This is a genomic window from Streptomyces sp. NPDC001732 (genome assembly GCF_053596315.1).
Genome location: NZ_JBSFFY010000110.1, coordinates 1 through 11,567 on the forward strand (window position 1 = coordinate 1; position 11,567 = coordinate 11,567).

The following is an 11,567-nucleotide window of genomic DNA, read 5'->3' on the forward strand; positions in this document are numbered from 1 at the left end:
GCCACGAACGGCAGCCACTTGTCAGCCACACCCAGCTCCCCTGGGTGTCCTCACCCTACGAACGGGAGGATCAACCCGTTCAAGAACGTAGAGCCACTTGTCGCCCGGTTGCACACGCCGGCGGCGCAGGCCGTTGGCGTAGGCCTGCCCGAACTTCGTACACCAGCGGCGGACCGTCTCGTGGGAGACGATGATGCCGCGCTGCAGCATCAGCTCCTCCACCTCACGGAACGACAGCGGGAAACGGTGGTACAGCCACACGCAGTGCGCGATGATCTCCACCGGGTACCGGTGCCCCTTGTACGACGGCGGCGCGCTGTCCACGGACGACCCCTCCCAGCACGACCAACCAGGAACGTTGGAGTGACTGCCCGCGCCTCGCCGGAAATCGTCTGGAAGCTGCTGGTCGATGCCGCAAGCTGGCCGCTGTGGTCCAAGGTGGACAGTCTGGATACGACACGGTCAGTCGACCTCGACCCCGGCGATGACGGCGTCGGCGCCGTCCGGGCTTTCCGGACGGGACGCATCGTGACCGGGGAGCGAATCACTGAGAAGATCGAGCGACGCCTCTTGGCCTACGAAGACGCGTTCAACTCGTCGATGTACAACTATCACGCGCGCATCGAGCTGAAGCCGACAGCGAACTCGGGCACGGTCATCCACTGGTACGGCGAGTACGAGACGAGCTGGCTGTTGGGCTGGGTCATGCCGCGATACCTCCAGAAGTTCATGCAGGGCACGGCGGAAGGGCTGGCCCGCTACGCCGAGGAGTGCCAGCCGGCTCAGTGATGCCTACGCGGCAGCGCGCGATCAGCCAGGACCCGCCCGAGCATCGCGGCGAATCACCCGGGAGTCTCCTACACGGCCTGGACCGGGTCAGACACCTCGGTGCGCACACCGGAACGACCCCGATTTGATTGGCGGTGAACCCGATCACCTCAGCGGTCACTGTGCCCGCGTGCGGTCTAGTACTGCAACCGTCACCTCAAAGACCGTTGCAGTACTAGCCGCAGGCGGGTCAGCGGCTGTAGCGCGGCGGCAGGACGAGCCGCGGATTGGGATTGAGGAGGACCTCTGCGGGACCGAACTTCTGGGCGAATTGGTGGATTTCCGGATCATCGAGGAGAAGCAGGTGACCGTTGTCGACGAAACGCTCGCCGTCGAGGGTGATGGTGGGCGCATCGAACTGGCAGTCACAGTGCGCGTGTCCGGGACCGTTGCGGTCGATCGTGCCCTGTGTGGTGAGGCCGTCGAGGCCGAAGTAGAACGCTCCGGCATGCTTCTCACGTTCGAACTGGGTGCCGCCCGCGGACCGTACCTTGGGGTTGAGGCCGATGAGAGCGTGGCGCATGTAGTAGCCGTTCAGTGCGTAGCGGCGCAGTTCGGCGGCCGCCGCGCTCCCTTCAATGGCGGTCACGCGGTTGCCGGCCAGTTCGAGAGTGATTCGCTCGGCGGGTACACCTGTGACCGTGGACTCCTCTATCACGACGACACCGTCGGTCTGGTCGGGGTAGAAGTTGGCGCCTCCGTAGGGAAAGGGCCGCCACATGCCGCTGGTGAGGGGGGTGCTCGGGTGACCGGGGGTGGTGAAGGCGCGGAAAGTCACGTCTGTCCCCAGGGTGGTGGTCACCCGTATTTCCTGGGCCGCAGTGATCCGGGCGTATGCCCTGGCCTCCAGCGCGAAGTACAGCTCAAGTGGGAACCGCGCCCCGGTGGCCAGCGCCGCAGCGGTCGCTGTCTGGTGCAGTGAGACGAACCGTGCCTTTTGCTTGGCGATCTCGTTGAAGAAAAGCTGGGTTGTGTGCACTTCGCCCCACCAGGTCAGCGAGATCACCACGTCGGCGGCGGCGTGTGCGGAGGCTGGCAGCGGTGAGGGCGTTGCGGCGTCCCACCCGCCGGCGCTGAACGGCGGCAGGGACAATACATGCACCTCGGCGTTGCGGTAGGCGGCCGCCGCCGCGATGGCCTGGATGACCACCGGATCGGTGCCGTGCTCGGCCAGGATCAGCACTTGCTCGCCCGCCGCGACTGCGGCGTATTCCAGCAGGTTGTAGACGCCGGGCATGAGTTCGCTGATCGACAGCGGTGCTGCCGTCGGTGTGTCGAGGTAGCTGAAGGGGGCGGTCATGGTCATGATATTCACTCTCCGGTGCGTATAGGTGTGCGAGTTCGCGAGGTGGCTTGCAAACGCAGGTCACGGCCTGCGCCAAAGCCGACGACGGCCTGGATGAGAGTCAGGGCAACTAGCAGCAGGAGTGGCAGCGTCCATCCGCCGGTGAGGTCGTGCAAGACGCCGAGGAGGAGCGGCCCTGCGGCGGCCACGAGGTATCCGACGGACTGGGCCATCGAGGCCAGGGCGGCCGCCTGTGATGCGTCCGCCGCACGCTGGCCCTGGAAGGTCAGGGCCAGGACCAGGCACGCTCCGCCTCCCAAGCCTGTGAGCACGCTGGATACGACGGCCCACTGGGGGGCTACCGCCAACAGGGCGAAGCCCAGGGCGCCGATCGTCGATGCAGATGCTGCCAGGATCCGCTGGTCCTTCCACCTGCGGGCAAGGAGGGGGAGCGCACTGCTGGAGAGGAGGCCGATGATCTGGAAGAGGAACAACTGCCATCCGGCTGCGGCCTCCCCCACCCCGTGATCGTGCACGATGCTGGGCAGCCAGGCGATCGTGGTGTAGAAGCCGAGTGACTGCAGCCCCATGAAGCCGCTGACCTGCCATGCGAGGGAGGAACGCCAGGGGATGCGCTCTCGCGACGCACGTGCTGGTGCCGGAGAGTCCGTACGCCGGTGCTGCGGCGCCCACACCACGAAGGCCAGCACGGCCAGCACGGCCCAGCAGCCCAGGGCGGTGCGCCATCCGCCGGGCAGATGGTCGGCCAGCGGGACCGACACCCCGGACGACACGGCGGCCAGCAGGCCCATCGTGGTGACATAGAGGCCGGTCACCTGGCCGATCCGGTCCTCTGGCACGGTGCTCTTGACGACCGAGGGCAGCAGTACGTTGCCGTAGGCGATCGCGGCTGCGACCACCACAGTGCCCACCCACAGGAAGACCACCCCGGGCAGGGAGCGCACCAGCAGCCCGGCTGCCAGCACTGTCAGCGAGGCGCCCAGAGCCTGCGGTGCCCCGTAGCGGTGCGCGGTGCGGCCGACCAACGGGGAGGTTGCGGCAAACGTCAGCAGCGGAAGAGTGCCGAGCAACCCGGCCCAGGTACCGGACAGGCCGGTCGTTTTCTCGATGCTGGGAAGCAACGGTCCCACGCCGGTCAGTGCGGCGCGCAGGTTCCCCGCGACCAGCAAAACACCTATCAGCAGCCACACTGTGGACCGCCTGCCCGGCGCAGTCTGCCTCGCCTGGTCCAGGGAGTGGTGGGAGTGGCTCACTCGCATGCCGACCGGTCCCGTTCGACCGCGCTGTCCTGCCCTGCGGCCAGCCGGGCGGTCATGTGCACCAACATGGATGCCGCATGGCGGGCAGCGACCACATCGCCTGCGCTGATCGCCTCGACGAGTGCGCTGTGCCAGTGATCGTGCTTGGCAGCAACGTCGTCATCCCATGGCAGCACCGTCAGGAGAGCTGACAGGGCGCTGCCCAGGTATTCGTACAGCTCTACGAGCAGCTCGTTGCCGCTGGCCTGGACGACTGCGAGGTGAAAGGCGACATCGGCGACGGCGACCTGTGCCATCGATCCCGAGCGGTTGCTTTCGCGGGCCGCGGCGAGGAGTTCTTGCAGCCGAGCGGTGTCCGATTCCGATCGTCGTTCGGCGGCCAGTCCGGCGGCGTGCTCCTCCAGAACCGCCCGCAGTTCCAGGACGTCCGCCAGCGCCGTGGCGGCCGCCCTGCGCAGTAGAACCGCCTCCAGCTCACTGGTGACCCGGACGTAGGTACCATCCCCGACTCGCGCCTCCAGCAGGCCGAGATGGACAAGTGCTCGCAATGCTTCGCGAATGGTATTTCGGCTCACCTGGAGTGTTTCGGCCAGTTCCTGTTCGCCCGGGATCCGTGTCCCCACCGGCCACCGCCCGGACGCCAGCTGTTCCCGCAGCTGGTCAGCGACTTGCGCAGCCAGAGTCGACGCCCGGCGCGGCTGTCGCAGCCCCTCCATCAAAGACCCCCAAATGTTGGACATTAGAACATCTAGAGAGAAACATGAGGCAGCGTCACCGCGCCAGCACTATGTGATGCAGGCCACATGGATGTTCCTGAGTGCGCAGATCGCGCCCTATCGCTGCTTCGGAAAAATCGGCGACGCTCCCGGGACTGGGCGGTGCCCTCAAATGATCCCGAGTAGTGGATCAGGGTCGGGTGATACGTCGCCATGAACTGTCCGATGTGGAGCGGGAGTTCGTCCGGCCACTGCTGCCGGTGTCACTGCGGGGCCGGAAGCGGCTGAATGACCGAACGGTGCTCAACGGGATCGTGTGGAAGTTCCGCACCGGGGTGGCCTGGCGGGACGTGCCCGAGCGGTACGACCCATGGGCCACGCTGCACACCCGCTTTCGCCGGTGGAACCTGGACGGCACGTTCGAGGGCATGCTCCGGGCCGTCCCGGACCGATCTGGGGCACCCGTATCGCTTCCATCACGGCGGTGAACTGGGTGCGGTCGTTGGTGCTCCCGCCCGTCACGGTGAAGTCGAGCGGGCGGCCTGCCCATGTCCTGGGCGACAAGGGCCACAGCTCCAAAGCCACCCGCACCTGGCTGCGACGGCGCGGCATCGGCCACACCGTCCCGGAGCGGGCCGACCAGATCCGCAATCGGCTCCGACGCGGCAGCCGAGGCAAACGCCCGCCAGCCTTCGACAAGCAACTCTACAAGCAGCGCCACGTGGTCGGACGCTGCTTCAACCGCTTGAAGCAACAGCGAGGCATCGCGCGACCCGCTACGACAAGACACCCGAGAGCTATCTCGCCGGCCTCCACCTGCGCGGGGCGGTGATCTGGATACGCAGCCTCCGCCCCACACCTTGATCGCGACTCAGGACATGCCCATGCCTGCCGGAGTCCGGGACAGGCAAAAGATCCGCCCCCGCGGGATCGGCGGGCAAGGAAGGGGCGGCGGCGAGGCGGGGGACCTGTACGTCACCGTGCACATCGACGACTGACAGTGATGATGTTCGTGGCGACGCTGTGGTGGGTCTGACCCTCCGACTGACTGACGTCTCGACTGTCCTGTTTGGGATTTGTCGGTCCGTGCCGACCGACACCCTGGACGCTACGGCTGCAGACCTAGCGTCTGGGGTCGATTCAACAAGTCAGGAGCTTGGTCCAGAAGCCCCGTCACTGTCTTGTCCACCCGCCCGACCGGCGCGTGCCGCCCTCGTCGGTACGGACGCGCAAGGACGGACATGACCAGCATGACCGCGCTGGGCGGCGCCGGTGTACGCGGTGGACATCGGGACGCCTCGCAGCAGCGCCGGGGCGGGCGCGGCGAGGCCGAGCGCCCAGAACCCGCCGTCCTCCGCCGGGCCGAACCACGCGTCGCACTCCAGCCACGCGCCGGGATCCAGCGCGGGGGCGAGGAGCTTCGGGGTGAGCTGCGGGGTGTCCATGCCGACCAGTAGTGCGCGGCCGTCCGGCACGGCGGCGAAGGCCGCGGCCAGCCGCTCGTCCAGGCCGCCGGACGCCTGCGGGATTACCTCGATGCCGGGCGGCAGCCAGGGTCCGGGCGCGCCGTCCAGGACGAGCATCCGGCGGCGGGCCGGGCAGCGCAGCACGGTCTCCAGGGTGTCGGCGAGCGCCGCCTTCGCGAGGGCGGCGGCCTGGGCGGGGGTGAACGACGGTGTGAGCCGAGTCTTGACGTGTCCAGGCCGTGGTTCCTTGGCTATCACCAGCAGCGCGGTCGGTCCGGCCGGGCCGCTCACCGGGGGGCTCCCGCCGGACGGCGGGGCGGCTCGCAGGACCGCGCGCATGTCGCGCACCGCGTGCCAGGTACCACGCCAGGTGCCCGTGACCTTGGAGCGGCCGGCGCGTGGGCGGTAGGGCACGTCGACCTCGCGCACCCGCCATCCGGCGTCGGCGGCGCGGATGACCATCTGCAACGGGTAGCCCGACCTGGGGTCGGTCAGGTCCAGGCCGAGCAGGGCCTCCCGGTGGGCCGCCCGCATCGGGCCGAGGTCGTGCAGGCGCAGACCGGTGCGGCGGCGGATCAGCCGGGCCAGCTCGCGGTTGGCGAGCCGGGCGTGCACCGGCCAGGCGCGGCGTGTCGTCGGCCTGCGCCGCCCGAGCACCAGGTCCGCCTCGCCGTTCAGGACGGCGTGGGCCAGCGACGGCAGCAGCGCCGGGTCGAGGGAGGCGTCGCAGTCGCAGAGACAGACCACGGGCGCGGTGGCGGCGCGCAGCCCGGCCGCGCAGGCTGCGCCGAAGCCGCGCACCGGTTCGCTCACAACGTGCGCGCCCAGCGACGCGGCGAGTTCGGCGGAGCCGTCGGTCGAGCCGTTGTCGACGACCACGGCGCCCCACCCGGGCGGTATCCGCTCCAGCACCCAGGGAAGGGCGGCCGCTTCGTCAAGACATGGCAGCACGACGTCCACAAGGGGCCGATGCCTCTCGGTCATGTCTTTCAGCGTACGGATATCCATGCATGGGCGGAAATGGGGTGATGCGTCCGGACTATCTGATGCGGTCCGCCGTCGCCGTATGGCGTGGGCGGGTGCCGTCGCCCTCTTCGACGGCGGCGCGGGGTCCGGGTGGCGGGCGCCTCGGACCGGTGCGGGCCGCGACGGTTCCGGGGTCCCGGGTTCGAGGCCGTCCCCCGCACGCGCGTCACCGAGGCTTCGACGCCCGGCCGCGCAGGGGGGCTCCGGCGAACTCTCGCACGCCGTCGGTGAACGGCACCCGGGGCAGCCAGCCGAGTTCCTCGCGCAGCCGTGACGAGGAGGCGGTGATATGGCGGATGTCGCCCAGCCGGTACTCACCGGTCACCACCGGCGCGGGCCCGCCGTGGGCCGCGGAGAGCGCGGTGGCCATCTCCCCAACGGTGTGCGCGCTTCCGCTGCCCACGTTGTAGGCGCGCAGTGTGCCGTCCGGGATCGCGGCGCCGACCGCGCCGAGCGCTGCCACCCCGTCACCCTCGCGTCAGCCCACGAAAGGCGACTGGCGTCCCGGCCGGCTTCCGGCACCGACCACCACCAGGCGTGCCGCGAAGCTGTCCGGATGCGGATGGCTGATCTCCGTCTCGCGCTGCCCGGACGGCGGCCGCCACAGTGGCGCGATGGACACAGGACTCGCCGCCGTGCTCGGCGCCACGGTCGGAGCCCTCGGTACAGCGGCGACGGGTGCCACCGCAGCCCCCTCAGCCGCAGTACAGCCCGCCACCAGACCAGGACCGAGACCCTCCGGGCCCTACGAGAGGCGAGACGGACCACCTGCACCAACTACGCCGAGACCGCCGGGCGCTACAAAGACATGCTTGCCACCACGCTCAGGCCGCTCGGACGCATCGACCGGTTTCCAATCCCTGCCCGTGACGTTCACGCCGACCAGCGACACCGCCCTGGACCCGTCCGTTCGATGGCCCGGCCCGCCCGCTCTCGCACCGTGTACCGGAGGTAGCTCATGACGGCACAACAACGTACTGCCCAGCATGTCCCGGTCCTGCGCCTGGACCCGACCGGCGCCGACCACCAGGGCGAAGCCGCACGGCTGCGAGAGCTCGGCCCGGTCGTGAAGGTGATCCTGCCCGGCGACGTGGAAGCCTGGGCCGTCACCACGCACCAACTCGTCACGGAATTGGTGACTGATCCGCGGGTCAGCAAGGACTGGCACCGGTGGACGGACATCCGCACCAACCGGATTCCCGAGGACTGGCCGCTGACCGGCATGGTCAAAATCACCAACATGGTGACGGCTGACGGCGACGACCATCGCCGCCTGCGCCGCGTCGTCACCCAGGTCCTCACCCCCGAACGTGTCCGGGCCATGCGCCCGCAAGTGACCGAACTCGCCCGCGGCCTCGTCCAGGCGTTGCCCGAGCGCACCGGCCCGGACGGCTCGGTCGACCTGCGTGAGCACCTGGCCTACCCGCTACCGATGAACGTCATCTGCGACATCATTGGAGTCCCCGGCCCGCTCCGGCCCCAGCTGCGGCGCCTGGTCCGGTCCATCTTCGACTCCACCGCAGAGCCTGAAGAAGTCCTCTCGACACAACACCTCATCTACGAACTCCTCGACAAGGTCGTCGCACACAAGCGCCGTACATCGGGCGACGACCTCACCAGCGCCCTGATCGCCGCCCAGAGGGACAACCCCGGCATCCTCAGCGACGCAGAGCTGACCGGCACCCTCTGGCTGATGGTCGCCGCCGGTCACGAAACCACCCTCAGCCTCATCACCAACGCGCTGCGCGCCCTGCTCACCCACCCCGGCCAACTCGATCTCGCGCTGAGCTCCGCCCCCTCCGTCTGGCCCGTCGTCGTCGAGGAAACTCTGCGCTGGGACGCCCCCATCGGAAACTTCCTCGCCCGCTACCCACGCGAGGACCTGGACATAGGCGGCGTGACCATACCCGCTGGCGACGCCATCCTCGCCCCCTACAGCGCGGCCGGCCGCGACACCGCCCAGCACGGCCAGGACGCCGACCGGTTCGACCTCACCCGAACCCAGTCCCGGCACCTGGCCTTCGGCGGTGGCCCCCATGTCTGCCTTGGCGCACCCCTGGCACGCATGGAAGCCGCGATCGCTCTCGAAGCCCTGTTCAGCGCGTACCCCGGACTCTCACTCGCCACCAACCCCGAATCCCTCGTGCCCGTGCCATCCCTGATCTCCAACTCCGTCCAAACCCTCCCCACCCACCTGAACCAGGCCCGCCCATGAACCACCACCCCAATGGCTTCGTTCACTTTCAGCAGCAGCGTTTGTTCATCGGTTGCGGCAGCAGCGAGCGGTTGAGCGGCCCGTGTTTGTTCACGGCAGATGAAGCCCGGGGTGTGTCGGAACTGCTGCGGCCGTGGGGAAGTGGGCAGTACGGCGGCGGGTGGTCTCGGAGAGCCGGGGGCGGCTGTGTGACGGTAGCGACATGCACGGTCCCGGCCAGCCTTCCTCGCCCACGTACCGGAGATGGCTGGCGTTTCTGCTGCGGGAGCGTCCACGGCCCCGTGCGGTTCGGGAACGGCCCGGGGCTTGGCGGCTGGCCGTGGCCGCGGAGAAGGACACCCTCCGGCAGCTCCTCACTTCCTGGCTGGCCGAGTACGGCATCCCGGTCTTGGTCGTCCGCGGCTTCGCCTTTCAGTCCTACGCCGAAGTCGTACGCCGCCGCACCACCCGGCACGGCCGCGCCACCCTGCTCTGGTGCGGTGACTTCGACGCGAGCGGCGCGGACATCGAACGGGACTGGGGCCGGCGCACCGCAGACTGCTGGGACGAGGTCCGCCGGTGCTCCTGATCCGCGAGCAGACCATCGAGAAGGAGATGAAGCGGGTCTGCGGCAAGGAGGGCATGGGGCCTGGATGTCGTGGGCCTGAGCGCAGAGCCGGCGCATCTCGGGCGCCGGACCGGTGACCGGCATGTGCCGCCGCGGGGCAGGCTGCCTCTTCGGTGTGCGGGTTCCCCGAGGCCGTACTCCTTGGCCTGATGGTCTTCGTGGCCTCCAGGGCCGGGAGAGGCGGACCCGGCCTCGGCGATCCAGTGCGCTCGCCCGACTATGCGGCCGTGCGCGGCGTGCCGCGGGACCACGCCCGTCACTTTTCATAACGAATTGCATGCTGAAAGTAGTGGAGGCGGTGGTGTTGTCCCTTCTCCGGCCCCGTGTCGCCGACACGGTCCGATCACCACCACCGAGGCGGAGCAACTTCCCCCAGCGTGCGGAACGAAGGTATCGGCCCGCCTCAGCGCCGGGTGTCGCCGGGAGCGAGCAGACTCGTCACCTCGGCGATCGCTTCGGCAGACGGCTTGAAGTAGCCGCGGACGCTCTCCGTCTTACGGTGCCGGGACTTGGCCATCAGCATCAGCGGCGACGCGCCCTGCTCCCAGAGGTGCGTCAGACCCGAGTGCCGCCACTTGTGCAGGTCCCACCCGGTGCCGGCCGCGCCGGCGACAGTGGTGTGCTGGTCGAGCAGTGCGCGGGCCTGCCCGTACGGCAGACGGGCCAGCCCGGTGTCCGGGCACACGTCGCGCGGCGCGAGCACCTTGCCGGGCCCGGCGGCGCTCCTCGGCTTCCGCATCGACGCCGTCTTCGCTGTGAACTTCTTCGATGACACGGTGGTGACCGCGGTGCGCCCTACGGGGCTATCCGGCGGCGCGGACGGCCCGGAGCTGCTGGTTCTGGCGTTGGGGCGGCGGCGCTGTGCCGGCCTGCGGGGCCGCCCAAATAGGTACAATTCAGTCATATGGGTACTTGGTGGCGGGTCTCGTTCCGTCAGCATTCCTGGCAGGCCAGCGACGCCCTGCTGGCGATTCCGCTCGCTCTGATCGCAGCCATCGTGCTGGCGGACGTCATAACCGGGCCCGACGTGCCGCTGGGCCCCCTGCTGATCGTGGCGCCCGCGATCACTGCTGCTTTCGCCGGCCCCCTGCTGACCGCCCTGGTTGGAGTCATCGCCGTGGCGGCCCTGTTCGGCGTCGGCGTAGGGCTCCGCATCCTGACCACGCAGAGCATCGGTGCGCAGATCATCGCCGTGGTGGTGGTCTCAGTGATCGTGACGGTGTTCCGGTGGCTGCGGGATCGGTACGGTCGCGAGCTGGCGCAGGTGCGGACGGTGTCGGAGGCCACGCAGCAGGCGGTGCTCAGACCGCTGCCGCGGCGGATCGGGCCACTGCGGGTGGCCTCGGTGTACCTCGCGGCAGAGGAGCAGGCACAGATCGGCGGCGACCTGTATGCGGCCACCCGCACCTCGGCCGGCACCAGGCTGATCATCGGGGATGCGAGGGGCAAGGGCCTGACCGCGATCGGAGATGCCGCGCTGCTGCTGGGTGCATTCCGGGCGGCCGCACACCGGCAATCCTCCCTGCCCGACCTCATGGCCTACCTGGAGAACAGCGTGTGCTGGAGCATGGTCGAACCCACCGAGTCGGAGCAGGAAGGGGAGTGCTTCATCACCGCCGCAGTCATCGACATCCCCGACGCAGGCGAGAAGGTGGAGATGATCAGCTGCGGGCACCCGCCCCCCTTGCTACTACGCGACGGAGAGGTCACCGCGCTCAACGCCACCCGCCCCGCGCCGCCACTGGGCCTGGGCGAGCTGACCACACCCCAGTACCAGGTGGACACCTTCGCCCTGGAGCCCGCAGACCTGCTGCTGCTCTACACCGACGGCGTGATAGAAGCCCGGGACCCCGGCAGAGTCTTCTACCCGCTAGCCGAACGTGCCGCCTCCCAGGCGCACGACAGCCCCCAGGCCCTGATCCGCCACCTTCGCTCCGACCTTCTGGCCCATGCGGGCGGGCGCCTGGGCGACGACGCCGCCATGGTCTGCATCCAGCGCACTGCTGGGGAGCCGGGGTCGTCGTAGTCGTGGCTTTACACCGGCCGACTGATGTTGTCAAGTTAACGGGTGCTTGATCATCTGCCGGGGTGCCGGGGTGTTCCGGGGTGCGGTCTTGATGCCTGGTTCAGGCCGCGGCGGGCAG

8 protein-coding genes and 6 pseudogenes are annotated in these 11,567 nt (G+C 69.2%); 6 read left to right on the forward strand and 8 right to left on the reverse strand.

Features of this window, described 5'->3' with window-relative positions; translation table 11 throughout:
• Positions 1-93: 93 nt before the first annotated feature.
• Positions 94-324 (reverse strand): annotated as a pseudogene (locus ACWCXX_RS38875) (IS6 family transposase); the annotation flags it as partial.
• A 39-nt stretch (positions 325-363) separates the two neighbouring features.
• Between ACWCXX_RS38875 and ACWCXX_RS38880 the strand changes: the two are divergent.
• A complete protein-coding gene (locus tag ACWCXX_RS38880) occupies positions 364-789 on the forward strand; it encodes an SRPBCC family protein (protein ID WP_451135714.1) in 426 nt (141 codons plus the stop codon).
• 229 nt (positions 790-1,018) lie between these two features.
• On the opposite strand, the gene ACWCXX_RS38885 is transcribed toward ACWCXX_RS38880, so the two are convergent.
• From ACWCXX_RS38885 to ACWCXX_RS38895, 3 genes are read right to left on the reverse strand one after another with little or no spacing between them, the layout of a single operon-like run.
• Positions 1,019-2,134, reverse strand: a complete 1,116-nt coding sequence (locus ACWCXX_RS38885) for a hypothetical protein (RefSeq protein WP_451135716.1) — start codon at positions 2,132-2,134, stop codon at positions 1,019-1,021.
• A gap of 5 nt (positions 2,135-2,139) precedes the next feature.
• On the reverse strand, positions 2,140-3,324 hold the full coding sequence (locus tag ACWCXX_RS38890; RefSeq protein WP_451135718.1) for a CynX/NimT family MFS transporter: 1,185 nt from the start codon (positions 3,322-3,324) through the stop codon (positions 2,140-2,142).
• 59 nt (positions 3,325-3,383) lie between these two features.
• Positions 3,384-4,133 carry a FadR/GntR family transcriptional regulator gene (locus ACWCXX_RS38895; protein ID WP_451135720.1) on the reverse strand — a complete coding sequence of 250 codons (750 nt, stop codon included), beginning with the start codon at positions 4,131-4,133 and terminating at the stop codon, positions 3,384-3,386.
• Positions 4,134-4,360: 227 nt separating this feature from the next.
• Here ACWCXX_RS38895 and ACWCXX_RS38900 point away from each other — a divergent pair.
• Positions 4,361-4,973, forward strand: a pseudogene (locus tag ACWCXX_RS38900) (transposase).
• A gap of 20 nt (positions 4,974-4,993) precedes the next feature.
• A pseudogene (locus ACWCXX_RS38905) lies at positions 4,994-5,107 on the forward strand (DnaJ C-terminal domain-containing protein); the annotation flags it as partial.
• A 150-nt stretch (positions 5,108-5,257) separates the two neighbouring features.
• On the opposite strand, the gene ACWCXX_RS38910 reads toward ACWCXX_RS38905, so the two are convergent.
• From ACWCXX_RS38910 to ACWCXX_RS38920, 3 genes and pseudogenes are all read right to left on the reverse strand, one after another.
• Complete coding sequence (locus ACWCXX_RS38910; protein WP_451135728.1) at positions 5,258-5,866, reverse strand: TIGR04282 family arsenosugar biosynthesis glycosyltransferase; 609 nt, start codon at positions 5,864-5,866, stop codon at positions 5,258-5,260.
• 15 nt (positions 5,867-5,881) lie between these two features.
• Positions 5,882-6,559 (reverse strand): annotated as a pseudogene (locus ACWCXX_RS38915) (glycosyltransferase family 2 protein); the annotation flags it as partial.
• Between the two features lie 208 nt (positions 6,560-6,767).
• Positions 6,768-7,058 (reverse strand): annotated as a pseudogene (locus ACWCXX_RS38920) (NAD-dependent epimerase/dehydratase family protein); the annotation flags it as partial.
• A gap of 501 nt (positions 7,059-7,559) precedes the next feature.
• Between ACWCXX_RS38920 and ACWCXX_RS38925 the strand changes: the two are divergent.
• A complete protein-coding gene (locus tag ACWCXX_RS38925) occupies positions 7,560-8,816 on the forward strand; it encodes a cytochrome P450 family protein (protein WP_451135722.1) in 1,257 nt (418 codons plus the stop codon).
• 319 nt (positions 8,817-9,135) lie between these two features.
• Positions 9,136-9,384 (forward strand): hypothetical protein, encoded by a 249-nt coding sequence (locus ACWCXX_RS38930; RefSeq protein WP_451135724.1) that lies wholly within the window; start codon positions 9,136-9,138, stop codon positions 9,382-9,384.
• Positions 9,385-9,826: 442 nt separating this feature from the next.
• Here the strand turns inward: ACWCXX_RS38930 and ACWCXX_RS38935 are convergent.
• Positions 9,827-10,138 (reverse strand): annotated as a pseudogene (locus ACWCXX_RS38935) (site-specific integrase); the annotation flags it as partial.
• A 189-nt stretch (positions 10,139-10,327) separates the two neighbouring features.
• Here ACWCXX_RS38935 and ACWCXX_RS38940 point away from each other — a divergent pair.
• Positions 10,328-11,449, forward strand: coding sequence for a PP2C family protein-serine/threonine phosphatase (locus ACWCXX_RS38940; protein WP_451135726.1), 1,122 nt, complete (start codon positions 10,328-10,330; stop codon positions 11,447-11,449).
• The last annotated feature ends 118 nt before the right edge of the window (positions 11,450-11,567 follow it).